This window comes from Obesumbacterium proteus (genome assembly GCF_001586165.1).
Lineage (GTDB): Bacteria > Pseudomonadota > Gammaproteobacteria > Enterobacterales > Enterobacteriaceae > Hafnia > Hafnia protea.
Window position 1 is genome coordinate 1,618,725 of record NZ_CP014608.1, and the last position, 26,154, is coordinate 1,644,878.

Below are 26,154 nucleotides of genomic sequence, written 5' to 3' on the forward strand. Positions count from 1 at the left end.
CAAGTCAGGAGTGGAGCATGTCGACCCCGAATATTTTAATGACCCGCATTGATAACCGATTAGTTCACGGGCAGGTAGGTGTGACGTGGACAAATACGCTAGGGGCTAATTTGGTTTTGGTTGCCAATGACGCCGCAGCAGCCGATCCGGTACAGCAAAACCTGATGGATATGGTGGTGGCGGAAGGCGTTCAAACCCGCTATTTCACGCTGGAAAAAACCATCGACGTGATTCGTAAAGCGGCCGATCGGCAGAAAATTTTCATCGTATGCAAAACCCCACAGGATGTTCTCACGTTGGTGAAAGGCGGAGTGCCAATCAACTTCGTCAACGTTGGCAATATGCACTTTGCCGAGGGAAAACGGCAGATACACAAAACCGTATCCGTGAATGACAGCGATACGGCGGCGTTTCGCGAACTGGAGAGACTGGGTATCACCTGTGAGGTTCGGCGCGTGCCGGATGAGTCCGGTGAATCCATTGCCAAACTCTTAGCATAACCGGAGTAAACCATGTTTACAGATGCGTTATTGATTGGCTTATTAGCCGGACTGGCGGGGGTAGACCTGTTCGATGGTCTGACTCATTTCCATCGTCCGGTGGTGATTGGCCCGCTGGTCGGGCTGATTTTAGGCGATGTTCAAACCGGCCTGCTGGTCGGTGGTTCATTAGAGCTCGTTTGGATGGGAATGGTGCCGCTGGCGGGGGCTCAGCCGCCAAACGTGGTGATTGGCGGAGTTATTGGTACTGCGTTTGCCATTCTGACCCATGCCGATCCCAAAGTGGCGATAGGCATTGCGGTGCCTTTTGCTATCGCGGTGCAGGGCTGTATTACGCTGCTGTTTACGGCGTTTTCGCCGATGATGCACAAGTGCGACAAAATGGTACAAGAGCTCAACTGGCGCGGCATTGAGCGCGTGAACTATCTCGGCATTGCTATCCTGTTCTGCTTCTACTTCATTGTGGCCTTCTTGCCGGTTTACTTCGGTGCCGACGCCGCCAGTGCGATGGTGCAGAAAGCGCCAACGTGGCTGCTGGATGGGCTGGCCGTTGCGGGCGGAATGATGCCTGCCATCGGTTTCTCACTGCTGATGAAAATCATGATGAAAAAGACCTATGTGGCTTATTTCATCCTCGGTTTTATTTCCGTGACCTTTCTCAATATGCCGATTATCGCCGTTGCTTTGGGCGCATTCGCCATCGCGTTGATCGACTTCTTTAACCGTTCCCGCAACGAACAAGACGGCGAGACTAACGCGCCTTCTTCTTCGACTCATGCTCAGGAGATGGAAGATGGGATTTAATGACAACGAAGCTGTGATGGCGGCCAAAGCCGAGCAGCGTATGGCGCAGGCCTTGGCGACTAGCCAAGTTGAGCAAGACGATTATATCGACAGTACGCCAGCGGAAGCCTTGACCAAGCAAGATCTAAATCGCATGGCGTGGCGTTCTCTGCTGTTACAAGCGTCGTTCAACTATGAACGTATGCAGGCGGGCGGCTGGCTGTATACCCTGATCCCTGGCCTGCGCAAGATCCACAAGAATCCTCAGGATCTGGCGAACTCGATGAAAATGCACATGGAATTTATCAATGTGCATCCCTTCGATGTGACATTCCTTTCCGGCCTCGTGCTGGCAATGGAAGGCAGCAAAGAAAAGGTATCCACCATTCGAGCGGTCAAAGTGGCGCTGATGGGGCCGCTGGGCGGCATTGGGGATGCGCTGTTTTGGCTCACGTTGCTGCCAATTTGTGCCGGTATCGGCGCTTCGTTAGCGCTTCAGGGCAGCCTGTTTGGGCCGATTGTCTTCCTGCTGATGTTCAACATTGTGCATTTTGGCCTGCGTTTCGGGCTAGCGCACTACGGCTACCATGCAGGCACCAGCGCGTTGGCGTTGCTAAAAACCCACACTAAAAAGATATCTCATGCGGCGTCAATTGTTGGGATGACGGTTATCGGGGCGCTGGTGGCGTCGTACGTTCATCTCTCAACGCCGTTAGTTATGCATGCCGGTAAAGCCAGCGTAGCGCTCCAGAAAGACGTGCTAGATAAGCTGATGCCCAATCTTTTGCCGCTGTGCTTCACGCTGCTGGTGTTTTGGCTAATGAAACGCGGTTTTTCACCGGTGAAACTGATTGGTTTAACGGTGTTATTTGGCGTGGTTGGCAAGTTTATTGGATTCCTTTAAGGAGGCGCGATGTTAGGTCTAGTGATTACCGGACATGGCCGCTTTGCCAGCGGTCTGTTGCAGGGCGTGGAACAGGTGGTTGGTGAGCAGCCGCAATGCTGTGCGGTGGATTTTCCTGAAGGTGTGAGCACTGCTGAACTGATGGTCATGTTAGAGCAAGCCTGTGCGGCCTGTGATAGCGGGGAAGGGGTGGTGATCCTGAGCGATTTGCTGGGTGGTTCGCCGTTTCGACAGGCCGCGATGATTGCTAAGCAGCATGCCGATTATCAAGTGATTACCGGCACCAATATGCAGCTTGCGGCAGAGATGATGCTAGAGCGAGAAGGGATGAACCCTCAGTCGTTTCGCGATATGGCGCTGGAGTGCGGGCGGCGCGGTGTGACTAGCCTGTGGCACGAAGAACAAAAGTGTAATCAACAACAAAATGATTCCGTCAGCTTAGACGGTATTTAAGGAGCCCATTTTATGTACCTGATTTCAAACCGGGAAATGCTCAAAAAGGCTCAGCGCGAAGGTTACGCCGTACCCGCATTCAACGTTCACAATTTAGAAACTGTACAAGTGGTGGTGGAAACCGCGGCCGCGCTGAGATCGCCGGTGATTTTAGCCGGTACTCCAGGCACATTTACCTACGCAGGCACTGATTACCTGGTGTCTATTTGCCAAGAAGCCGCCCACCTGCATGATTTGCCGCTAGCGTTGCATTTAGACCACCACGAAAAGCTGGACGATATCCGTGCCAAAGTGACCGCTGGCGTGCGCTCGGTCATGATTGATGGCTCGCACTTTGCGTTTGAAGAGAATATTCGCACGGTGGCTGAAGTGGTACGTCTATGCCAGCGTTATGACGTGAGCGTGGAAGCTGAACTGGGACGATTAGGTGGGCAAGAAGATGACCTGAACGTTGACAGCGCAGATAGCTTCTTTACCGATCCTGCCGCCGCCCGCGAGTTTGTTCAGCGCACTGGCATTGATTCTCTCGCCGTGGCAATCGGCTCGGCGCACGGCTTGTATCACGGTGAACCGCATTTGGATTTCGCACGCTTGGCCGAAGTGCGCAAGGCCGTTGATATACCGCTGGTTCTGCATGGCGCATCGGGTATTCCAGAACACATGGTGCGTGAAGCGATAGGGCTTGGGATCTGCAAAGTGAACGTTGCTACCGATTTGAAAATCGCGTTTGCGGATGCGGTAAAAAGCTACTTCACTGAACATCCTGATGCGAACGATCCGCGCAAATATATCACGCCGGGTAAACAGGCCATGCGCGAAGTGGTTGAGGAGAAGATTAGAATTTGTGGGAGTGAAGGGAAGCTTTGATCAAAAACGTTAAGGTCTTGTTTGATCTTTTTCCCAAGACTTAAGTTAAAAAACAACCGAGGCTTTGGGATTTCTTTTTCTGATCGTCTTCGTTATAGAGCCACCAGCATGGATGCTGGCGGCAGGTCGATGGCGCACAGGATGTGCGCTCTGAGACCGTTCGGCCAAGCGACTCAGTAAAAAGGACGCGGGTGTAGGGTTCGCGTCCTGACGAACCCTACCCGTACGCCTGCACCAGAGTTATATGAAAAAACCAATGTGGAGAGGCGGGCGGAATATTGCCTTAATTCATCATAGGTTATATCCATAGCTCTCGATTACCGGTGCTATTTTTTAACCATGCACCTAACCCATCACCCATGCTATTCTGTTGTTCCTGAATGATTTCTTTGCCTGATGGCACCTGACTTTTCTAAATATAAAAATGAAGCTATTTCAATCAATAACAGCCGGATTGCTGTTCTCTCTCTATGTTATTTTTATACCGCAAACGGCTTTTGCAGACTTACTGCCCGATAGCTGGCAGCAATATCAATACATGCAAGCCGAGCGTGATAGTGAAATTTATTCGCTGGTGGGGGAGCATGTGATCCCCGTTGGGCAAATTAAGCAGGGGCAGGTGCTGAACGTCTTTCAGGCCGATGCTGAGTATTACGAGTTTCGCTTTGGCAACGGTACAGGCTTTATTGCGCGTGAAGACTTGAGCGAGCGTAAAAAACCGGAAGCGCCGCGTGATAACTTGGGCGATCTGCGCAAGAAAAGTTTTCAAAATCTTGTCACCAGTCGCTCGGTGACCGTGTATAGCCAAGCTGATAATCAAAGTACCCCAGTCGCCACGCTGGAGGAAAACCTGCGTTATCCGATCCTGAATAAACAAAAGGATCGTCTTAATCAGACATGGTATGAAATTAACTTAGGCGATCGCCTTGGCTATGTGAGTGAGCTAGACGCGGAGCTGGATAACGGCATTGCGGTACTGACTTATCATCATATCCTGAAAAATGAAGAGAATAAGCGTTTTCGCCATACGTCGACTACGACGTCAGACGTGGCATTTAGCAACCAAATGGCCTATTTGAAACAGGCTGGCTATACCACGCTCTCCATGTATCAGTTGGAAGGATACTTAAACGGCACCATGAACTTACCCGCCAAAGCGGTGGTGCTGACGTTTGATGATGGACTCAAATCGGTCTATCGCTATGCCTATCCGGTGCTCAAACAGAATGGGCAACGCGCTACGGCGTTTATTATCTCTTCGCGCATCAAACGCCATCCGCAGGCTTGGAATCCGAATGGGCTACAGTTTACGAGCATTTCAGAGCTGCGTGAGATGCAGGATGTATTTGATATTCAGTCGCATACGCACTTTTTACATCGCGTGAGTGCAAACAAGCAGCCGATTTTATTCAGCCGTTCATATCATAATATTTTGTTTGATTTCCAACATTCGCGAAGGGCGCTTTCGCAGTTTAATCCGCACGTTCAATATTTGTCGTATCCCTTTGGTGGCTATAACCAAAAGGCGATGGACGCGGCGCGTGACGCAGGATTTCACCTAGCGGTGACGACGGTTAAGGGAAGGGTTCGAATGGGGGATAACCCGTTTGCGCTGAAGCGTTTATATGTGCTGCGTACTGATTCGGTGCAAAGCATGGCGTCATTGATTGCTAACAAGCCACAGCCGGTGCCAGAAAAGCCGGATGCCGGAGTGGTTAAAGTACCCGCGGCGGCGGTGAAATAATATTTTGCTATTGTGAAAGACCCCCTCCCAACCTCCCCCTTCGCAGGGGGAGGGGCCGATCGAGATTCTCATAAACATCACCGAACGATGTCCTCTTCTGTAAAAGGGGAGGGTTAGGGTGGGGTCAAGGAGAGCGGGGGAAATAAAGAATTACGCCACCTGCACCGGAACGGCTTTTGCCAAGCGCTTCATCACATTATCACCTTCAAAATAGGCAACTTTAGGATTGTGTGAGCGAGCCTGTTCATCAGACATCTGTACGTAAGAACAGATAATCATGGTATCGCCGACGCATGCACAGCGAGCCGCAGCGCCGTTGACGGAAATAATTTTTGAACCGCGTTCGGCGGCAATCGCGTAGGTCGAGAAGCGCTGACCGTTATCTACGTTGTAGATATCGATGGCTTCATATTGCAGGATCCCCGCTGCGTCTAAAAAATCCTGATCGATGGCGCAGGAACCTTCGTAGTGCAAATCTGCCTGAGTCACTTTGACGCGGTGCAGTTTGCCTTGCAACATAGTGCGTACCATAACAATACCTTCATTAACATCTATTGATGGCTGCCATCCCTGAAATCAGAGGCGGCAGTTCTCTTGGTTACCGATTAAGTGGTCTACTATATTTTAATAAAAAAGTTTACCACTGTATGCAAAACAATTAGCTTTCGGCGTTGAACGGCACGCGCATGTTATCAATCAGACGCGCTTTACCTAACCATGCAGAAACCAAGATTACCGCAGTTTGTGTATCCACATTCACGTCTAGCAGAGTGTCAGCGTCGCGAACGAACAGTTCATCGGGCTGCAAACCAGCTTCCCGCAAGCGTCCTGCCGTTTGTTCTAACAGCTCGTCGATGTTGCGTTCGCCGTTTTCTAACTGAGTCGCCAAATGGCTCATGATGTTATATAGGCGAGGGGCTAGGCGACGTTCATCAGGCGTGAGGTAGCCATTACGTGAGCTCAGCGCCAGTCCATCCTGACCGCGCACGATAGGCACGCCCACGATATCAATATCAAAACTGATGTCGGCAACCATTTTGCGGATCAGCGCCAACTGCTGGAAATCTTTCTCACCGAAACAGGCAATATCTGGCTGGATGAGATTGAACAGTTTGCTCACGATGGTAGAGACACCGCGAAAATGTCCCGGACGGCTTGCGCCTTCCAGCATGGTTGAGAGTGACGGTACATCGACATAGGTCTGCTGTTCTAAGCCTTTCGGATAGATTTCTTTTTCAGACGGAGCGAAGACCAAATCCACGCCTAGGCGCGTTAATTTTTCACAATCTTCCTGCAATGTACGCGGGTAGCGCGCAAGGTCATCAGGGCGATCAAACTGCATCGGGTTCACAAATACGCTAACGACGACGATATCAGCCCGCGCTTTCGCTTCTTCAACCAGCGTGAGATGGCCTTCGTGCAGATTTCCCATGGTCGGCACCAGCGCAACGCGCTTGCCTTCCTGACGCCAACGGCGAATTTCACGACGTAGCAAAGGGATTGTTTCAATGATTAACACAGTGGTTCTCCAAACTTATGAGCCACGCTAACCTCCCGTTGACGGGAGGTTAGACACGGACTGACCGATTAGTTGAAAGTATGCTCCGCTGCCGGATACAAACCCTGTTCAACCTCTTCAATGTATAGACGAATGGCTGCACGAATATCACTTTGGCCCGCTAAGAAGTTCTTGGCAAATTTAGGCGTATGTCCGCCGGTGATCCCCAAGGCATCGTGCATGACTAAAATCTGGCCGTCGGTATCTTTACCTGCACCAATACCGATAACCGGAATGCGCAGCGCTTCGGTGATGGTTTTTGCCAACGCCGCAGGTACACATTCTAAAACTAACAGCTGAGCACCGGCAGATTCCAATGCCAACGCATCTTCGAGCAGCTTATCAGCACCGTCTTTGTCGCGGCCCTGAACTTTATAGCCGCCAAAGATATTCACAGACTGCGGTGTTAAGCCTAGGTGTGCACAAACCGGCACGGCGCGCTCGGTTAGCATTTTCACCGTTTCAACGAGCCAGCTACCGCCTTCCAGCTTGACCATGTTGGCACCGGCTCGCATCAGCGTGGCTGAATTTATGCAGGCTTGTTCCGGCGTGGCATAGGTCATGAAAGGCAAATCGGCGAGTAAAAGGCAGTGTGGCGCGCCATGGCGCACGGCGCGCGTATGGTAGGCAATATCTTCAATGGAGACAGGCAGCGTGGAGTTGTGCCCTTGTAGCGTCATACCGAGTGAATCACCCACTAACATGACGCGGATGCCCTGATCTTCAAACAGCTTGGCGAAGCTGGCATCGTAAGCGGTGATAGTGGCGAATTTTGTTTTTTGTTGTTTTAACTGTAACAGATGGGTGATGCTGGTCGGCTTCATGGTGTCCCCTGACGGCTTCATTCAGACTGAAACAAAAGCGCATTCTAAGAGATGTTATGCCCTAGGGATAGCGCTTTATCGGCTTATTGCCCGTGAAAGGTATTAAGGTGAAAACGTCAGTAACTCATGGAAATAGAAAGGGAATTAGGTAAAACAGAAAGGAAAGGATATATGCTAGATAGTAATTATTTATAGTTATTTCATTGATATAACTACAGCAGTTACCACCGTGTGAGCGGTTCAGCGCCGAGCTGAGTCATGACAGATTGCAGGCTTTCGCCGGTAGGAAAATGCAATTCGGGGGCAATTTCTGCGAGCGGATATAGCATGAATTGACGGTTTTTCATGTCGTAATGCGGCACCGTTAAGCGTTCGGTATTTATTATTTCATCGCCGAACAGCAAAATATCGAGATCTAAGGTGCGTGGTCCCCAGCGTTCATCTTTACGCACGCGGCCGTGTTCCAACTCGATTTTTTGCGTATGGTCTAGCAGATTTTCAGCGGATAAATCCGTGTCTAATGCCACCACCGCATTCAGGTAATCAGGCTGATCCTGAGGCCCGAGCGGCGGTGTGCGATATAGCGATGAGGTTGCAATCAGCTTAGTCTGCGGCAGTTCGGCCAGCGCGTTAAGCGCTGACTGAACCTGGTGCAGTGGATTAGCCAAGTTGCTGCCTAAGGCTATATAGACGCGTGTCATTCGCTGCTGCCTTCACGACGCGGTGCGCGACGACGTGGGCGACGCGGACGGCGACGAACGCCATCATCTCCCAGCTCATTTGCCATGCTCTTCTGACGTGTTAGAGGCGCTTTCTGGAACTCGTCCCACCACTGCGTCAAACGCTGCAGCTCATTGTTATTCTCTGCCTGTGCGCGCAGCGCCAGCAGATCAAAGGCCGCGCGGAACTTCGGTTGTTCCATCAGTTTATGTGCGCGTTTGCCCTGACGGCGAGATAAGCGCAGCTGCAATGACCAAATATCACGCACTAATGCGGTAATACGTTTTGGAATAGCCAGCGTGCGGCATTGTTCATCCAAAATATCGTTCATCGCCAATGCAAAAGCGTCGTAGTAGGTCAGACCGCTCTCGTCATTGATTTTCTGCGCTAGCTCAATCAGCGGATACCACAGCATGGCCGCAAACAGGAATGCTGGATTCACGCGCATATCGTTTTGCAAACGATGATCGGTGTTTTTCAGCACCTGATTGATGATGCGTTCCATCGGGCTATCGCCGTTTGGCGTGAAATGGCGCGCAATCACTGGGAACAACGGTTGGAACAACTGGTATTCGCACAGCAGCGTGTAAGTTGCGAAACCATAGCCAGATTGCAGCAGTTTCAACGACTCTTCAAACAGACGAGCGGATGGGATCTCATGCAGCAGCGAAGCTAAGCGTGGGATCGGTTCGCCGGTTTGTGGACAAATAGTCATGTCCAGTTTGGCAGCAAAACGCACCGCACGCAGCATGCGTACAGGATCTTCGCGGTAGCGAGTTTCAGGATCGCCAATCAGGCGAATACGGCCTTCCTGCAAATCGCGCAGGCCGCCGGTGTAATCACGCACCGTGAAATCTGAAATACTGTAATACAGGCTGTTGATGGTGAAATCGCGACGCTGGGCATCTTCTTCGATGTTGCCATAGACGTTGTCGCGCAGCAGCATGCCGTTCTGAGCCTGCTGGGAGATATTTTTGCCATCACCGGCGTGTTCATGGTGGCCACGGAAGGTGGCAACTTCGATAATTTCAGGGCCGAACATCACATGGGCCAAGCGGAAGCGGCGGCCAACGAGACGGCAATTGCGGAACAGTTTACGCACTTGTTCCGGCGTCGCGCTGGTGGTGATGTCAGAATCTTTAGGCTGTTTACCGAGCAGCAGATCGCGCACGCCACCACCAACCAGATACGCTTCGTATCCTGATTTGTTCAGGCGATAGAGAACCTTGAGGGCGTTCTCACTGATTTGTTGGCGCGAAATGTTATGTTGATCGCGCGGGATCACCGTCATTGAACGTGACTCCTCCGCTTGTGCGCTCTCCGCCTCTCGGCTTAAAACCTTACGGCAAAAGTTGGCGACTCGGGTAAAAATGGTGCACCTCGATAGTGTCTTGTTAGTCGTATGCTCTGAATCATTCAAGCCCTAGCTAATGCCAGCAACTTGAGGTCTGATGAGTATATGCAGAAAAAATAGCGGGTCATCATAGCCTAAGCAGGGCATTTTGAGAATGCCGCTGATAAATTCACGGCATTAATCGTGAGTTTTTGGGTATTTGCTGCACGTCCCAATGGGCTACTGCATATTCTAGCAGCGCTTCGGTCGTTAAATCTTCCCAGCTCTCCGGTACTGTCTGCCCCAAAAAGCCGAGTGCAGAAATGAGCACAGGGCGAGGATCGCTCATCGGAATAGGTTCGGCGTGATTCTGCTTCGACAGCTTGTTTCCATCGTGGTTCAGCGCCAAAGGCAAGTGCAGATAGCGCGGTGCCTGCCAACCCAATTGCTGATACAGCGCCATTTGACGCACCGTTGGTTCAATAAGATCGGCACCGCGCACAATTTCAGTAATGCCCTGAAAATGATCGTCCACCACCACGGCCAGATTATAGGCAAACAGGCCATCGCGTCGGTGAATAATAAAATCTTCCTCAGCCATGGCGCGGTCAGCGGCTAGCCAGCCATGGAGCGCGTCTTCAAATCCATACACCGGCTCGGTTTGCTGTAAGCGCAGCGCGGCGTGCTCAGGCCCCAGATGCAGAGCGCGGCAGTGACCATCGTAAAATCCACCGAGGGAATGAATACGGCTGCGGGTGCAGGTGCAGAAATAGGCTTTGTGCTCATGGCGCAGGGAGTCGAGCGCGGCGCGGTAGGCATCATGACGGTGCGATTGATACAGCACGCTGCCATCCCAGTGCAGTTGATAGTGTTCAAGCGTGCGTAAAATACGGCTGGCGGCTCCGGGAACTTCGCGAGGCGGATCGATATCTTCGATGCGAACTAGCCAACGACCTTGCTGTGAGCGAGCTTGTAAATAACTACCGAGAGCGGCGATAAGTGAACCAAAGTGTAAATCACCGGATGGAGAAGGGGCAAAGCGGCCAATATAATGATGTGCTGGCATGGGTTTGATGAATTTCGTTACGTCGGCGTCATGCCGCAGTACGGGAAGAATTCACCACGGTGTTGGCTTCCTGCATTAACGCCGTGGTGAGGCTGGGTTAGTGAAACTATCAACGCCCGTGTAGGGCGTTGCAGGATCTTAATATCCCAGATTAGCCGGCCATCTGCTTTTCGCGGATTTCAGCCAGAGTTTTACAGTCGATGCAAAGATCGGCCGTTGGGCGCGCTTCTAAGCGACGAATACCGATCTCAACACCGCAAGACTCACAGAAGCCGAAATCGTCGTCTTCGACTTTCTTCAGAGTTTTTTCGATCTTTTTAATCAGTTTGCGCTCACGATCGCGGTTGCGCAGTTCTAAGCTGAATTCTTCTTCCTGTGCCGCACGGTCTACCGGGTCCGGGAAGTTCGACGCCTCGTCCTGCATATGGGACACAGTGCGGTCAACTTCGTCACGGAGCTGGTTGCGCCACGCTTCAAGAATCAGTTTGAAATGAGCCAGCTGGGCTTCATTCATGTACTCTTCGCCTGGCTTCTCTTGGTACGGCTCCACCCCAGCGATGGCGAGAATGCTTAAGGACGACGGTTTACGGTTTTGCCCTTCTTGCATGTTGCTTCTCCTACATAACACGCATTAGCGATCCCCAAATGGGGGAAAAATCAGGCCGCTATAAATAGCAGATGCCGTTAACGTTGGCAATTATTCCTGCATAATGCTTGACAATGGTGTGAAGGACGGCGTATTTGGCGAGCTGCTCTGCGTTTTTTGTCGTTTTTTTCAACAGAAGACGAAATAGCGGGCTCAGGACAACCCAAACGGCAACGGGATGTTTAGCTCCATTCCTTCCGCGTTAATCTGTGCACCATAGCATATAACTTCTACGCCAAGCGCACAGGCTTGCGCCAGTAATTCCGCGTATTGCGGGTCAATATGTTGTGCTGGCGCAACCTTCGTAATACCGGTATGCAGTACGGCAAAAAACAGTACTGCGCGTTGTCCGTTTTGTACCTGCAGCGCCAGCTCCCGAAGGTGCTTTTGCCCGCGTAGCGTAACAGCATCAGGAAAGTAACCACAATCCTGTTCTAGCAGGGTCACAGACTTCACCTCAATATAGCAGTCAGGTTGATTTTCTGCCTGTAATAACAAGTCGATACGGCTATTTTCTTCACCGTAGCGCACCTCGGTGCGTAGTTTTGTGTAACCAGATAATTCTTTGATGTGCCCAGCCTCAATGGCTTCCTGCACTAACGTATTGGCACGCATGGTATTTACACAAATCCAATGATTTTGCTGAGTCTGAGTAAGCTCCCAAGAATGCGCATATTTTCGTTTTGGATTGTCTGACGTGGAATACCAAACCATATCCCCCGGTGTTGCACATCCTGTCATTGCTCCGGTATTGGCACAGTGCATCGTCATTTCAGTGCCGTCATTAAGACGAACATCGGCTAAAAAGCGTTTGTAGCGTTGAAGCAAGCGCGCTGATTGTAGCGAAGGGGAAAAAATCATAAGTTCTCTCTATGTTTTTTTTCTTTCTATATATATGTCGAGATTATTCTGAAAATTTAGTGTTCCGCGTTTTCTGCCGGTTTTTTCGGCGTAATGAGCGGCCAAGCGGCAATTTGCTCGTAGCGCGTTCGGCCACGGCGGAACTCCGACGAGTAGAGCGCGAAATATTCAAAATCAATCGGCCAATGAAACCCTGATGGCGGGAGTACTACGGCTTTCGTCGCCCCGCGTAGCAGCGTGACATGGGGGTGAAACGGTAAGGGGCTTTGATAACAGCCACTGCGGGCTGCCTGTGAGCGTAAAAGCTCGGCCAATTGCAGCAGCCCCCGAGGCGCGCGGCGGGTGCCCAGCCAGACAACGCCCGCGCCCGGCCAATGGCCCGCGTCGTCGAGATCAAGGCTAAAAGCCGGTTGTTTAATCCGCGCAGCCATATTTTGCAGGGCCTGAGATTTCTGTTCGCTGATGTCACCCAAAAATGCCAAGGTGATGTGCAGATTGGCGGCGGCGATAGGGCGTCCCGCTTCGGCAGAAAACTGATCTGCACGCCATTTAACCAACGCTCGTTGGGTTTTGGGCGGTATCGGTAAGGCAAAAAATAGGCGGCGGGTATCAGACATGCTTTCTGGTTTCTCTTAGTTTCACCGCTGAATGCTACAATGCCGTCTAGTCGATGTTAAAGCATTTAATCCTAATTAGTTTGGAGCCTTCGTGTCTTTACTTCCTGTTGCTGCGGTTCTTGAATCATTACTGGCCGCGCTGCAATCTTCAGCTCAGGTGCTATTGAATGCACCCACCGGTGCGGGTAAGTCAACTTGGCTACCGTTGCAATTGCTCAAGGCTGATTGGCTGAACGGTAAAATCATTATGCTTGAGCCTCGCCGGTTGGCGGCGCGTAGCGTGGCGCATCGCTTAGCGCAGCAGCTGGGTGAAAATGTGGGGCAAACCGTGGGCTACCGCATGCGTGCCGAAACCAAAGTCAGTGCGCAAACGCGGCTGGAAGTGGTTACCGAAGGTATTTTGACCCGTATGCTTCAGCAAGATCCCGAGCTATCAGGCGTATCGCTGGTCATTCTCGATGAGTTCCATGAACGCAGCTTGCAGGCTGATTTAGCGTTAGCGCTGTTGTTGGATGTGCAGGATGGATTGCGTGACGATCTGCGGTTGCTGATTATGTCTGCTACGCTGGACGACGCGCGTTTGACTCATTTACTGCCCGACGCGCCGGTGATCCGCTCCGAAGGCCGCAGCTTCCCTGTGGTGCGCAATTACATGCCTGTGTCAGCGCATGAACGGCTGGATCACAGCGCTTCAAACGCGGCGCTGAATTTGTTACGCCAAGAGTCAGGCTCGCTGCTGCTATTTTTACCCGGCGTGGGCGAGATCAAGCGCACGGCCGAACTGCTTGAGCAGCGTGTGGATGCCGATACCGACATTTGCCCGCTTTATGGCGCATTGCCGCTGGCTGAGCAACAGAAGGCCATTGATCCATCACCGGCAGGGCGGCGCAAAGTGGTGCTGGCCACCAATATTGCGGAAACGAGTTTAACCATCGACGGCATTCGTTTAGTTATCGACAGCACGCTTGAGCGTGTTAGCCAATTCGATGTGCGCAGCGGGCTCACTAAGCTGGTCACGCAAAGAGCCAGTCAGGCATCTATGACGCAGCGTGCTGGGCGCGCAGGGCGCTTAGAGCCGGGGATCTGTTGGCATTTAATGGCGGCAGAACAGGCCGAACGTACCGCTGAATATAGCGAAGCTGAAATTCTTCATAGCGATCTGAGCAGCCTGTGGCTGAACCTTTTGCAGTGGGGATGCCACGATGTTGCTCAGCTAAAATGGCTGGATACGCCATCGCCTGCGGCGATCTCTGCCGCGCAGCGGCTGTTATTTCAGCTCGGGGCGATTAATGAACAGGGCGGCTTAACGCCAACCGGTCGTGCTATGGGCGATGCCGGTAGCGATCCGCGTTTGGCGGCAATGCTCTGTGCCGCGCAAAGCGCCGGTGAGGATGCGCTTGCGACGGCGGCGCTGCTGGCCGCTATCATTGAAGAGCCACCGCGTAACGGCGGCGTCGATCTGCGCAATGCACTTTATCATCCGCAGAGCCATTGGCAACGCCGTGCAAATCAGCTGACGAAGCGTTTGGGGAACGGTCGGGGCCGCGTAGAGCCCGATGATGCCGCATTTTGGCTCGCTCATGCCTTTCCCGATCGTATTGCTAATCTACGTGGGCAAGATGGGCGCTATTTGTTGGCGAATGGTCTGGGTGCGGCAATGGAAGCTGATGATGCGCTTGCCCGTACTCCATGGCTGATTGCGGCAACGCTTTTGCAGGGCGTGAATAACAGCGAAGCGCGTATTTTGCTGGCGTTGCCTTGTGATATTGATCTTTTAGCCGCCCGCCTGCCGCACCTGATCAGCGAGCAAACCAGCGTGGAGTGGGATGAAGCGAAAGGTACGCTCCGCGCATGGAAACGCCAGCAGCTAGGACGTTTGGTGATTAAGGCACAGCCGCTGGCCAAACCATCGGTCGAGGAGCTGTCGCTGGCGTTACTAAATTGGGTTCGCAATCAGGGCGTTAGTGCTTTGAATTGGAGCGACTCTGCCAAGCAGCTGCGTTTGCGGTTACAGTGTGCAGCGCAATGGCTACCAGAAGTTAACTGGCCTGCGGTAGATGATGATAGTCTGCTGGATTCATTAGAGAGCTGGCTACTGCCTGCGCTAGACGGCGTGCGCGATCTGCGCGGTTTACAGAATATCAATCTGACCGATGCGCTGTTGAGCTTAATGGATTGGTCGATGCGACAGCGTCTAGATAGTGCGTTGCCGACTCATTACACTGTGCCGACAGGATCGCGTTTACCGCTACAGTATTTTAGCGATAAACCGCCGGTATTAGCCGTGCGCTTGCAAGAGGTCTTTGGTAAGCAGCACAGCCCTAAAATCGCCGAGGGGCGAGTGGCGTTGGTATTGGAATTGCTATCGCCAGCCCATCGCCCGCTGCAAATTACTCGTGATTTGGCCGCATTTTGGCAGGGCTCATATCGTGAAGTGCAAAAAGAGATGAAAGGGCGTTATCCAAAGCATGCATGGCCGGACGACCCAGGAAATGCGCTGCCGACGCGTCGAACGAAACGCTATCAGTAAGAAATTCCTACGGCGCAGCCATGACGCTGCGCCAATTTCGGAGGTTTCCTCTTCCCCCTTTCGGCGGTGAGGAACAGATTAGGCGCCACTGCCGGAGAACTAAATAATGTCTAGGGATGACGATCGCGAGCCGATCGGACGTAAAGGTAAAAAAGGTGGCACTCCACCGTCCCGTAAAGCGGTACCTAATCGCCGTCGCCGTTATGACGACGAGGACGATGATTATCGCGATGATTTCCGTGATACCGCAGATGATCATGACGAATATGAAGAAGATGATGATTATGATGATGAAGACAGAGAGGACGACGTGGCGCGTAAGAAAGTGAAAAAATCGCGTAAACGCAAGCTGTTAGGTTTACTGATCAATCTAGCGCTGATCGTCTTTGTGCTGCTGGCGATTTATGGTTTCTATTTGGATCAGCAGATCCGTGGCCGTATCGATGGGAAAGTCTGGCAGTTGCCAGCGACCGTCTATGGCCGGATGGTCGATCTCGAGCCGGGTATGTCCTACAGCAAAAAAGAGATGGTGAATTTGCTGGAAGGTATGCAATACCGTCAGGTGAGCCGCATTACGCGTCCGGGTGAGTTCTCGGTGAATGGCAATAACATTGATTTGCTGCGCCGCCCGTTTGATTTCCCGGACGGAAAAGAAGGGCAGATCCATGCGCGCTTGGTGTTCAGCAACGATCGTCTAAGCCAGATCCAAAATATGGACAACCAGCGCCAGTTTGGTTTCTTCCGCTTGGATCCGCGCTTAATCACCATGTTGCAGTCTCCCAACGGTGAGCAGCGTTTATTTGTACCGCGTAGCGGATTCCCCGATCTGTTAGTGGATACGCTGATCGCGACCGAAGACCGTCATTTTTATCAGCATGATGGGATTAGTTTCTATTCGATTGGCCGTGCCGTAGTGGCTAACCTCACCGCCGGACGCGCAGTGCAGGGCGGTAGTACGCTGACGCAACAGCTGGTTAAAAACCTCTTCTTATCCAACGAGCGTTCGCTGTGGCGTAAGATCAACGAGGCGTACATGGCGCTGATCGTTGATTATCGCTATAGCAAAGATCGCATCTTGGAGCTGTATCTGAACGAAGTGTATCTGGGGCAGAGCGGAAGCGATCAGATCCGTGGCTTCCCGTTAGCGAGCCTCTATTACTTCGGACGTCCAGTTGATGAACTTAGCCTCGATCAGCAAGCATTGCTGGTGGGCATGGTTAAAGGCGCTTCGCTGTATAACCCGTGGCGTAACCCAAAACTGGCGTTAGAGCGTCGTAATTTGGTACTGAAATTGCTGGAAAACCAGCAGATCATCGACCAAGAACTTTACGATATGCTGAGCGCTCGTCCGCTCGGCGTACAGCCAAAAGGCGGCGTTATCTCGCCACAGCCTGCGTTTATGCAAATGGTTCGCCAAGAGCTACAGCAAAAACTGGGCAACAAAATTAACGATTTGTCTGGGGTGAAAATCTTCACCACGCTCGATCCGGTGTCGCAAGACGCTGCGGAAAAAGCGGTGGAAGACGGTGTTCCTGCGCTGAAAGCTGCGCGTCATGTGAACGATCTTGAAGCTGCCATGGTGATTGTCGACCGTTTTAGCGGCGAAGTTCGTGCCATGGTGGGCGGTGCTCAGCCACAGTTTGCTGGTTTTAACCGCGCAATGGATGCCCGCCGTTCAGTGGGTTCGTTAGCAAAACCACCGACTTACCTCACCGCATTGAGCGAGCCGGATAAATATCGCCTGAATACGTGGTTAGCCGATCAGCCACTTTCGCTGAAGCAGCCAAATGGCAGCATATGGCAGCCGAAAAACTACGATCGTCAGTATCGTGGTCAGGTGATGCTGGTGGATGCGTTGGCGAACTCGCTGAACGTACCAACCGTAAATCTGGGGATGGCCGTAGGATTAGATCAAATCAGTGCGACATTGCAGCGTTTAGGTATTCCTAAAGATGTAATCAATCCGGTTCCATCCATGCTGCTGGGGGCAATTAGCCTCACACCGATGGAAGTTGCGCAGGAGTATCAAACGATTGCCGGTGGTGGTAATCGCGCGCCGCTGTCAGCCGTTCGCTCGGTGATTGCAGAAGACGGAACCGTGCTGTATCAAAGCTTACCGCAGGCACAAAGCGTGGTGCCACCGCAGGCGGCTTATCTGACGCTGTATGGTATGCAGCAGGTTGTTGCACGCGGGACATCACGTTCTCTGACGGCTAAATTTGGCAATTACCATCTGGCTGCGAAAACGGGTACCACTAACGATCTGCGTGATAGCTGGTTTGCCGGCGTTGATGGCAAAGAAGTGGCCATTGCATGGGTTGGACGTGACAACAATGGCCCCGCTAAGCTAACCGGTGCAAACGGTGCTCTGACGCTCTATCGTCGCTATCTGGAAAACCAGACTCCGTTGCCGCTGAACTTGGTGCCACCGGAAGGGATTACCACGATGAATATTGATGAGTCAGGCAACTTTGTGTGCAACGGCGGTGGTTCACGTAGCATTCCCGTATGGACGGAAAATCCAGAAGGACTATGTGCCGCATCTGCTGCACAGCAACCCGCCGCTCAGACTCAGCAGCCGCAAACCGAAGGGCAGCAGCCCGCGCAGCAGCAACAACAAAGCAGCGATGGTGTAGCCGGTTGGATTAAGGATATGTTTGGCAGTAACTAATAATATTCTTGCGTGAACGAAAAGGCCTCTAGCTAAGAGGCCTTTTTTATTAGATGAATAATGAATAATAAGCAAGGTGGCGAATAGAGTATTAAATCCGCTTGACGATCATTTAATAGACAAATAAAAACGGGTGGCCTGAGTCACCCGCGATATTCATTTAAACAATGATTAAGCTAAATTAGAACTGGTATACCAAACCAACGCCGATGACGTCGTCGGTCATGAGGCCAGCTGAACGGCTGAAATTATTGTCGTTCAGCAAGTTGATTTTATAGTCAACGTAGGTAGACATGTTTTTATTGAAGTAGAAATAAGTACCAACATCAATGTAATTGACTAAATCTTCGTTGTCGTAATGCTTGCCGCCAGCGCTATAGTCAAGATCTTTACCTTTAGAATAGACATAGCCCAGAGATGGGCGCAGGCCGAAATCAAACTGGTATTGAGCCGTGACTTCAACGTTTTGTGTTTTGTTGGCAATGTACCCGTCAGTATCACCGAATGCGGTCATATTCTGAGTTTGGGCATACATGACGGCTAGATAAACATTGTTTGCGTCATATTTTGCACCCAAAGTCCAAACATCGGCGGTATTACCACCTGCCAATGAACGATGCTCTTGGTCATAGGTACGATTGGAGGCCGCATAAGACGCACCAAAGTTCAGACCCATACCGGTGTCATAAGTGGTAGAGAAACCAAAGCCATCGCCGTTTTGAGTTGCAATTTTACGATCGCCATTGTTGGTGCCGTTATTACCTTCGGCTCCACCATTGTCGTTAGCGCTTTGATATTGCAGAGCAAAGTTCAGGCCATCAACCAGACCGAAGAAGTTGGTGTTACGGTAGGTGGCAAGGTTATTGGCGCGGGTATTCATGAACACGTCAGTTTGAGTGTAGCTATCGCCACCGAAGTCTGGCAGCATATCGGTCCACGCTTCAACGTCGTACACAACGCCATAGTTACGACCGTAATCAAACGAACCAAAGTCACCGTATTTCAAACCTGCAAAAGCTAAACGGGTGGCATTGCCATTGCTACCAACGCCTTCAGACTCGGTGGTTTGAGCTTGAACGTTATATTCCCACTGGCCAAAACCGGTCAGTTGATCGTTGATTTGGGTTTCGCCTCTGAAACCAACACGTAAGTAGGTTTCATCACCATCTTGGCTGCTAGCATCAGAGAACTGATGGCGAGCATCGACTTTAGCTTCCAAGTCTAATTTATTACCATCTTTATTATAAATCTCTGATGCATGTGCCATACCTGCCATTAATAAAGAAGGAATTACCACCGCGAGAATTTTACGCTTCATTATCATTTCCTTGAATTGACGCTTTTGTATTATTCTTATTCCCTATATTTAATAAGGATTCCTTTTTAAAACATCAGCAGGATAATGTGAGTGGTTATTAAAATACAATATGGTTCATAAAATAAATAATTAATTTTGTGACGAGGCGTAGGAATATAATAAATTACAATATTGGCAGGTTATGATTCGCCAGTATTTATACTTTTCAATAAGTGATTGGAGTGTGTTATTTAATAATATATTAATTTTCACTTACCTAAAAAATGCTTAATTAAGTGTTTCGTTTAATTTAAGTAAGAATGGGGAAACTATGTCGTAGCGTAGATGCTACCTAGCTTTTTGAGATGAAAAATAGCGTTATGGTTAATCATTTTTGATTAATAAAATATGACACCTGTGCCGCGTTTTTAAATCCATTGTTTGTATGATTTTAATTAAACCATTTATGCAAACCAAATATAACAATCGCATAACCATGAAATACGTCTCATTCATATTTACCTCATGATTTAATCCCATTTTTAGATAGTTAAAACCTATTGATTTAAGCCTTATAAAAATAAAGGCTATTTTTTGTTCCCTTGGTTCTTATAAGGATTAATTTCGCTTGAACTTTACATTTAGTTACGCATAAAATGCGATCTTTATAATAATCATTCTCGTTTGCTTTATTATTTGTCTTTCGCCAGAGAAACCAACATGACTTTACCATCGTTCAAATATTCACGAACCAAGGTTGCAGTTTCTATCGCTGCCAGCTTGGGGATGTGGGCCTCTTTCGCCAATGCTGCTGATACAGCTCAAAAAACTCAAAATGATGACACGCTGGTTGTTACCGCCGGCGGCGGCGTTCAGCAAGAGAGTGCATGGGGGCCTGCGCCAACGATTGCTGCCAAGCGCAGCGCAACGGCAACGAAAACTGATACGCCAATTGAGAAGACGCCACAGTCTGTCTCGGTTGTAACCTATGAAGAAATGCAAATCCGCCAGCCGAAATCGGTCAAAGAGGCTCTGGGCTATACGCCTGGCGTAACGGTTAACAGTCGCGGTGCCTCCAGCACCTATGACTTCGCCATCATTCGTGGTTTCTCTTCGGTTGGTTTGAACCAGAATAACTATTTGAACGGTTTGAAGTTGCAGGGCGACTTCTATAACGACGCCGTCATTGATCCTTATATGCTTGAGCGTGTCGAACTCATGCGTGGGCCAACGTCAGTGCTTTATGGCAAAAGCAATCCTGGCGGGATCATCTCTATGGTCAGCAAGCGTCCGACGACAGAACCGTTGAAAGAAGTGCAGTTTAAAATGGGGACAGATAATCTGTTCCAAACGGGTTTTGATTTCAGCGATGCGTTGGATGATAACGGAGAGTTCTCATACCGTTTAACCGGTATGGCGCGTTCTAATAACGAACAGCAGGACGGTGCCAAGCAGAAACGTTATGCAATTGCCCCAACGTTCTCTTGGCGTCCGAGCGAGCAAACTAACTTCACGTTCTTGTCATATTTCCAGAACGAGCCAGAAACCGGCTACTACGGCTGGTTGCCGAAAGAAGGAACCGTAGAGCCATTGCCAAACGGTGGTCGTCTACCAACTAGCTTCAATGAAGGCGCAGCCAACAACACTTATTCCCGCAACCAGAAAATGGTCGGCTATAGTTTTGACCATAGTTTCAATGACACCTTCACAGTGCGCCAGAACCTGCGTTTCTCTGAGATGAAAACGGCTCAGAAAAGCGCATACGGTACCGGGCTGTGTAATAACAGCATGAATGGTTTTAACGCGTATTGTCAGTCGCTCTCTGATGCTGATAAGGCCCATTACTTGGGACGCGGTACGGTAGTTGATCATGAGCGTTTACAGAACTTTAGCGTCGATACTCAGTTACAGAGTAAGTTTGCGACTGGCGACGTGGATCATACCCTGTTAACCGGTGTTGATTACATGCGTATGCGTAATGACATCAGCGCACTGTTTGGTAATGCACCTTCACTGGACCTGGATAATTTACCCGATCGTACCGATGTTGATTTCGGTAGCGCGGTTCCTTATCAGATGAACGAAAGTAAGCAAACCGGGCTTTATGTTCAGGATCAGGCCGAGTGGAACAAATGGGTTCTGACCTTGGGCGGTCGTTATGACTGGTCTACTCAGGCTACGACTGTTCGCAGCGATAATGGTTACATTGAGCGTAAAGATCAGCAGTTTACCTGGCGTGGTGGTGTGAACTATTTGTTCGACAACGGTATTTCACCGTATTTCAGCTATAGTCAATCTTTCGAGCCGAATGCCTTTAGCCTCTACAGCACACCTCGTGTAGCCTATGCGCCGTCGAAAGGTGAGCAGTACGAAGCCGGTGTGAAATATGTGCCGAAAGATATGCCGATTGTGGTCACTGGCGCAGTTTATCAGTTAACCAAAACTGACAATTTGATGGCTGATCCAACGAATGCGTTGAATCAAATCCCAGCGGGTGAAATTCGCTCACGTGGTTTTGAATTTGAAGCAAAAGCTGCCGTTAATGCCAATATCAACATGACGGCGTCTTACACCTATACAGAGGCAGAATACACCAAAGATACCAACTTAAAGGGCAATACACCGGTTCAGGTGCCAAAACATATGGCTTCCCTGTGGGGTGATTACACCTTTAACGAAGGTGCTTTAAGTGGTTTAACGCTGGGTACAGGCGGTCGATTCATTGGTTCAAGCTACGGCGATCCAGCGAATACCTTCAAAGTGGGCAGCGCAGCGGTGATGGATGCGGTGATCAAATATGATCTGGCGCGCTTCAATCTGCCGGGTTCTAGCATTGCGGTTAACGTGAATAACCTGCTGGATCGCGAATACGTGGCCAGCTGCTTCGATACCTATGGTTGCTTCTGGGGCGCAGAGCGTCAGATTGTGGCAACGGCGACCTTCCGCTTCTAGTAAGATATACACTCAAGGGCGCGGTTACCGCGCCCGTTCTTTTCTGCAAAGAACATAAGACTAAAGGCTATACCGGAATTGAGTAAAACCGCGATCTCCACCCCGTCAACTTTCACTTTGCAACAGGTCAGCTTCACTGTTCCTGGCCGCACATTGCTGCAAAACGTTTCTCTCACTTTTCCTCAAGGTCAGGTTTGTGGCTTGATTGGTCACAATGGCTCGGGTAAATCGACGCTGCTAAAAATGCTCGGTCGCCATCAGGCGGCAAGCGTTGGCCAGATTTTACTGGGCGATAAACCGTTAGCTGAATGGGATAGCAAAGCGTTTGCCCGTGAAGTGGCCTATCTTCCCCAACAGCTGCCCGCCGCTGAGGGAATGACGGTGCGCGAGCTGGTGGCCATTGGCCGCTATCCTTGGCATGGCGCGCTAGGGCGCTTTCGCAGCGAAGATCGTGAACGAGTGGAAGAGGCTATTGCCTTGGTCGATCTTAAACCGTTGGCAGGGCGTTTGGTTGACAGCTTATCCGGCGGTGAGCGTCAGCGTGCATGGCTGGCAATGACAGTGGCACAAAATAGCCGCTGTTTATTACTCGATGAACCGACATCGGCGCTGGATATCGCCCATCAGGTTGAAGTGTTGGCCCTCATTCAACGCCTCAGTCGTGAACGGGGGTTAACCGTGATTGCGGTTCTGCATGACATCAATATGGCCGCGCGTTATTGCGATTATTTGATGGCGCTGCGCGGCGGTGAACTGATTGCTCAAGGTACGCCTGCCGATATTATGCAGGGCGACGTGCTGGAAAAAATCTACGGTATACCGATGGGGACGCTGCCGCATCCAAGCGGTGGTGCACCCGTGAGCTTCGTCTACTGATGCAAGATTCAATGCGTGATCCCAACTCTCCTGATTTTGGCCGTCGCCGTCTGATTACGGCGCTGGCGTTGTCGCCATTTTTGCTTCCACTTTCGGCGCAGGCCTCTGCGCTGACCAGTACCACCTATCCCGATCTCAATCGTATTGTGGCGCTCGAATGGCTGCCGATTGAGCTTCTGCTGACGCTTGGCATTACGCCGCTTGCCGTGGCTGAAATCGCCAATTACCGCCTTTGGGTACAAGAGCCAGCATTGGCACCCACGGTTATCGATCTCGGCAACCGCACAGAGCCGAATATGGAGCTGCTGCAACAGATTGATCCTTCGCTGATCCTCTATTCCACTGGATTTGGCCCCTCCGTGGCGAAAATGCAAACCATTGCACCCGCGATGGGCTTTTCCTTTAACGATGGCTCAGGCCTGCCGCTGAAACTGGCTAAAAAGTCACTGCAAAATCTGGCGGAAAAACTGGGTGTCCCTGAACGTGCTACCGAACACCTTGCGCTGTTTCAACAGCGACTGGCGCAAAGCAAACAGCGCTTGGGCGCGTGGGACAATACGCCACTGTTGCTGTTTACATTGTTAGACGCCGGGCATGCTTTGGTCTTTGGTAAAGGCAGCATGTTCCAAGAAGTGATGGATGAGCTCGATTTAAAAAATGCGTGGACGGGTGATACCAATTTTTGGGGCAGCGCGATCGTTGGCATAGAACAGCTGGCGACGGTTTCCCCACAGGCGCAGGCCATTTTCTTCAGCCACGGTAATGACGCATTGTTTGCTCAGGTGCAGAAAACCCCGCTGTGGCAGGCGCTGCCTTTTGTGCGAGGGCAAAAAGTGATCAGCCAGCCGGGCGTTTGGTTCTATGGTGCCACGCTCTCCGCGATGCGTTTTTGTGATTTGCTGGAGTCTGCGTTAGGAGCGAAACCATGAACGCTAACGTAAAAGCATCTCAGGCTAAATTCAGCCTGTGGTTGATTCCGCTGTTGCTGGCATTGCCTGCGCTGGGATTAACCCTATTCAATCTGCATCACCAACTGCCATTTAATCAATGGTGGCAGGCCGCGACCACGCCGGATATGGATAATATCCAACAGGTAGTGATGCATTACAGCATTCTGCCACGCGACGTTGTTTCTTTGTTGGTGGGCGCGGGGCTTGGCCTTGCGGGGCTACTGTTCCAACAGGTATTAAAAAACCCGCTGGCGGAACCTGCAACGCTGGGGGTTTCCGCCGGTGCCCAGTTTGGGGTAACGGCGGCGGTACTGTTGGCCGTTTCGCCCGAAAGCTGGATGATGCAGCTAGCGGCTCTGTTGGGTGCCGTGCTGGTCGCGCTTATCGTGTTTGGCCTGTCGTGGGGTAAACGTATGTCGCCGGTAACGCTGATTCTGGCGGGGCTGGTGATGGGGCTGTACTGCGGCGCACTGAATTCCCTGATGGCGCTGTTTAATTACGAATCCCTACAGGGCATGTTTGTGTGGGCGAGCGGGGCGTTAAACCAACATGATTGGCATAACGTGACCGAACTAGCTCCGCGTTTGCTGGTGGCATTACTGCTTTCCGCTTTGCTGATTCGCCCTTTGACGCTGCTGGGATTAGACGACGGCGTCGCTAAAAATCTAGGGCTTGGCTTAAGCAGCGCTCGTTTGGCTACTCTCGCGCTGGCGGTGTTAATCAGCGCACAGATGGTGAATGCCGTGGGCGTGATTGGCTTTATCGGCCTATTTTCGCCGCTGTTGGCGCGCATTTGTGGCGCGCGTCGATTGTCTCAACGGCTGTTAATGGCGCCTTTTATTGGCGCTTTGCTGCTGTGGCTCACCGATCAGGTGGTGCAATGGCTGGCCGTAGTTTGGCACGAAATTCCAACCGGCTCGGCCACCGCGCTTATTGGCGCACCGGTACTGCTGTGGTTATTACCGAAGCTGCGTACCAACGGCAATATGCCGGATATGAACCAAGGCGACCGTGTTACGCCAGAACGTCACCATCTGTGGCGCTGGATGATCATCGGTATGGCTCTACTGGCGTTGGCTCTAGCCGTTGCTTTGCTGTTTGGACGCGGCAGCGAAGGTTGGTACTGGGCGCACGGCGTTCAGATAGATGCGCTGATGCCTTGGCGCTGGCCGCGTGTGGTGGCTGCTTTGGCTGCGGGAATGATGCTCGCCGTAGCTGGAACCATGATCCAAAAGCTCACCGGTAACCCGATGGCGAGCCCTGAAGTGTTAGGGATTACGTCGGGTGCTGCTCTCGGCGTTTTAGTGCTGATGCTGTTAGTACCGGGCAATGCGTTTGTATGGCTACTTCCGGCGGGAAGCCTCGGCGCTGCGCTGACGTTATTGTTAGTGATGATTACCTCGAGCCGTAACGGATTTTCCGCTCAGCGTATGTTGTTGGCCGGGATTGCGGTGAGTACGGTGTTTAGTACGCTGGTGGTGATGGTGCTGGCAAGCGGCGATCCGCGTACCGGCATGTTGCTCACATGGCTAGCGGGCTCAACCTATGGCGTGGATAGCGCGCAGGCGCTACGTACCGTGGGCATTGCCGTGGTGCTGATTGCGGCAACGCCACTGTGCCGCCGTTGGCTCATGTTATTACCTTTAGGCTCGGTAACGGCGAAAGCGGTAGGCGTGGCGCTGATGCCTTCGCGTGTCGCCATCCTGCTGATCGCATCGGCGTTAACCGCAGCCGCGACGCTAATGACCGGTCCGCTCAGCTTTGTTGGCCTGATGGCGCCTCATATGGCGCGAATGTTAGGCTTTAAACGAGCGATGCCACAGCTGATGGTTGCTGCACTAATCGGTGGTTTTCTGATGATGTTTGCGGATTGGTGCGGACGGATGGTGATGTTCCCTTATCAAATCCCAGCCGGATTATTAGCAACGTTTATAGGCGCACCGTACTTTATTTTCTTGCTGCGCAAGCAGGGGAAATAAGCAAATTCAATCCGCCGCGCGAT

Annotated in this window: 22 protein-coding genes; 12 read left to right on the forward strand and 10 right to left on the reverse strand. The window is 51.3% G+C overall.

All coding sequences use genetic code 11. The annotated features are described in order from the left end of the window. Nucleotides 1-17: 17 nt before the first annotated feature. The 6 genes from agaV (at nucleotide 18) to DSM2777_RS07485 (ending at nucleotide 5,251) form a co-directional block, all read left to right on the forward strand. A complete protein-coding gene (gene agaV, locus DSM2777_RS07460; RefSeq protein WP_061553570.1) occupies nucleotides 18-500 on the forward strand; it encodes a PTS N-acetylgalactosamine transporter subunit IIB in 483 nt (160 codons plus the stop codon). Nucleotides 501-512: 12 nt separating this feature from the next. Further along, nucleotides 513-1,304, forward strand: coding sequence for a PTS N-acetylgalactosamine transporter subunit IIC (agaW, locus tag DSM2777_RS07465; protein WP_046458914.1), 792 nt, complete (start codon nucleotides 513-515; stop codon nucleotides 1,302-1,304). Continuing rightward, the gene (locus tag DSM2777_RS07470; RefSeq protein ID WP_061553571.1) at nucleotides 1,294-2,187 is read left to right on the forward strand and encodes a PTS system mannose/fructose/sorbose family transporter subunit IID; all 894 of its coding nucleotides are present in this window, start codon (nucleotides 1,294-1,296) and stop codon (nucleotides 2,185-2,187) included. Before agaW ends, DSM2777_RS07470 begins: the two co-directional genes overlap by 11 nt. A gap of 9 nt (nucleotides 2,188-2,196) precedes the next feature. Next, the gene (agaF, locus tag DSM2777_RS07475; protein ID WP_061553572.1) at nucleotides 2,197-2,640 is read left to right on the forward strand and encodes a PTS galactosamine/N-acetylgalactosamine transporter subunit IIA; all 444 of its coding nucleotides are present in this window, start codon (nucleotides 2,197-2,199) and stop codon (nucleotides 2,638-2,640) included. A 12-nt stretch (nucleotides 2,641-2,652) separates the two neighbouring features. Continuing rightward, entirely contained in the window at nucleotides 2,653-3,507 is an 855-nt protein-coding gene (locus tag DSM2777_RS07480; RefSeq protein WP_025800280.1) for a tagatose bisphosphate family class II aldolase, read from the forward strand. A 424-nt stretch (nucleotides 3,508-3,931) separates the two neighbouring features. Beyond that, entirely contained in the window at nucleotides 3,932-5,251 is a 1,320-nt protein-coding gene (locus DSM2777_RS07485; RefSeq protein ID WP_061553573.1) for a polysaccharide deacetylase family protein, read from the forward strand. A 150-nt stretch (nucleotides 5,252-5,401) separates the two neighbouring features. Here the strand turns inward: DSM2777_RS07485 and panD are convergent, their stop codons facing one another. The 9 genes from panD to thpR all read right to left on the reverse strand — a co-directional run bounded on the left by panD (nucleotide 5,402) and on the right by thpR (nucleotide 12,876). Next, nucleotides 5,402-5,782, reverse strand: a complete 381-nt coding sequence (gene panD, locus DSM2777_RS07490; RefSeq protein WP_008814566.1) for an aspartate 1-decarboxylase — start codon at nucleotides 5,780-5,782, stop codon at nucleotides 5,402-5,404. Nucleotides 5,783-5,909: 127 nt separating this feature from the next. After that, nucleotides 5,910-6,770 (reverse strand): pantoate--beta-alanine ligase, encoded by an 861-nt coding sequence (gene panC / locus DSM2777_RS07495; protein WP_061553574.1) that lies wholly within the window; start codon nucleotides 6,768-6,770, stop codon nucleotides 5,910-5,912. A 68-nt stretch (nucleotides 6,771-6,838) separates the two neighbouring features. After that, nucleotides 6,839-7,633 (reverse strand): 3-methyl-2-oxobutanoate hydroxymethyltransferase, encoded by a 795-nt coding sequence (panB, locus tag DSM2777_RS07500; protein ID WP_061553575.1) that lies wholly within the window; start codon nucleotides 7,631-7,633, stop codon nucleotides 6,839-6,841. A 221-nt stretch (nucleotides 7,634-7,854) separates the two neighbouring features. Beyond that, nucleotides 7,855-8,334: a 2-amino-4-hydroxy-6-hydroxymethyldihydropteridine diphosphokinase gene (folK, locus tag DSM2777_RS07505; RefSeq protein WP_061553576.1), complete on the reverse strand. Its 480-nt coding sequence runs from the start codon at nucleotides 8,332-8,334 to the stop codon at nucleotides 7,855-7,857. Beyond that, on the reverse strand, nucleotides 8,331-9,725 hold the full coding sequence (pcnB, locus tag DSM2777_RS07510; RefSeq protein ID WP_211271123.1) for a polynucleotide adenylyltransferase PcnB: 1,395 nt from the start codon (nucleotides 9,723-9,725) through the stop codon (nucleotides 8,331-8,333). The genes folK and pcnB overlap by 4 nt, the downstream gene beginning before the upstream one ends. Nucleotides 9,726-9,876: 151 nt before the next feature. Continuing rightward, nucleotides 9,877-10,752, reverse strand: a complete 876-nt coding sequence (gene gluQRS, locus DSM2777_RS07515) for a tRNA glutamyl-Q(34) synthetase GluQRS (RefSeq protein ID WP_061553578.1) — start codon at nucleotides 10,750-10,752, stop codon at nucleotides 9,877-9,879. Between the two features lie 151 nt (nucleotides 10,753-10,903). Next, nucleotides 10,904-11,359 carry an RNA polymerase-binding protein DksA gene (dksA, locus tag DSM2777_RS07520; RefSeq protein ID WP_046458922.1) on the reverse strand — a complete coding sequence of 152 codons (456 nt, stop codon included), beginning with the start codon at nucleotides 11,357-11,359 and terminating at the stop codon, nucleotides 10,904-10,906. Between the two features lie 192 nt (nucleotides 11,360-11,551). After that, complete coding sequence (sfsA, locus tag DSM2777_RS07525; protein WP_061553579.1) at nucleotides 11,552-12,259, reverse strand: DNA/RNA nuclease SfsA; 708 nt, start codon at nucleotides 12,257-12,259, stop codon at nucleotides 11,552-11,554. A gap of 56 nt (nucleotides 12,260-12,315) precedes the next feature. Next, the gene (thpR, locus tag DSM2777_RS07530; protein WP_061553580.1) at nucleotides 12,316-12,876 is read right to left on the reverse strand and encodes an RNA 2',3'-cyclic phosphodiesterase; all 561 of its coding nucleotides are present in this window, start codon (nucleotides 12,874-12,876) and stop codon (nucleotides 12,316-12,318) included. A gap of 91 nt (nucleotides 12,877-12,967) precedes the next feature. Here thpR and hrpB point away from each other — a divergent pair, with 91 nt between their 5' ends. After that, the gene (gene hrpB / locus DSM2777_RS07535; RefSeq protein ID WP_061553581.1) at nucleotides 12,968-15,406 is read left to right on the forward strand and encodes an ATP-dependent helicase HrpB; all 2,439 of its coding nucleotides are present in this window, start codon (nucleotides 12,968-12,970) and stop codon (nucleotides 15,404-15,406) included. Between the two features lie 106 nt (nucleotides 15,407-15,512). Next, entirely contained in the window at nucleotides 15,513-18,077 is a 2,565-nt protein-coding gene (mrcB, locus tag DSM2777_RS07540) for a bifunctional glycosyl transferase/transpeptidase (protein WP_061553582.1), read from the forward strand. A gap of 181 nt (nucleotides 18,078-18,258) precedes the next feature. On the opposite strand, the gene ompC is transcribed toward mrcB, so the two are convergent. Further along, nucleotides 18,259-19,395: a porin OmpC gene (gene ompC, locus DSM2777_RS07545; protein WP_061553583.1), complete on the reverse strand. Its 1,137-nt coding sequence runs from the start codon at nucleotides 19,393-19,395 to the stop codon at nucleotides 18,259-18,261. Nucleotides 19,396-20,160: 765 nt separating this feature from the next. Here ompC and fhuA point away from each other — a divergent pair. The 4 genes from fhuA to fhuB all read left to right on the forward strand — a co-directional run bounded on the left by fhuA (nucleotide 20,161) and on the right by fhuB (nucleotide 26,131). Continuing rightward, nucleotides 20,161-22,326, forward strand: a complete 2,166-nt coding sequence (gene fhuA / locus DSM2777_RS07550) for a ferrichrome porin FhuA (RefSeq protein ID WP_418009397.1) — start codon at nucleotides 20,161-20,163, stop codon at nucleotides 22,324-22,326. 78 nt (nucleotides 22,327-22,404) lie between these two features. Continuing rightward, nucleotides 22,405-23,202, forward strand: a complete 798-nt coding sequence (gene fhuC, locus DSM2777_RS07555) for a Fe3+-hydroxamate ABC transporter ATP-binding protein FhuC (RefSeq protein WP_162270905.1) — start codon at nucleotides 22,405-22,407, stop codon at nucleotides 23,200-23,202. Nucleotides 23,203-23,213: 11 nt separating this feature from the next. Next, nucleotides 23,214-24,131, forward strand: a complete 918-nt coding sequence (gene fhuD / locus DSM2777_RS07560; RefSeq protein WP_061555350.1) for a Fe(3+)-hydroxamate ABC transporter substrate-binding protein FhuD — start codon at nucleotides 23,214-23,216, stop codon at nucleotides 24,129-24,131. Then, entirely contained in the window at nucleotides 24,128-26,131 is a 2,004-nt protein-coding gene (fhuB, locus tag DSM2777_RS07565; protein ID WP_061553586.1) for a Fe(3+)-hydroxamate ABC transporter permease FhuB, read from the forward strand. The genes fhuD and fhuB overlap by 4 nt, the downstream gene beginning before the upstream one ends. Nucleotides 26,132-26,154: the final 23 nt, after the last annotated feature.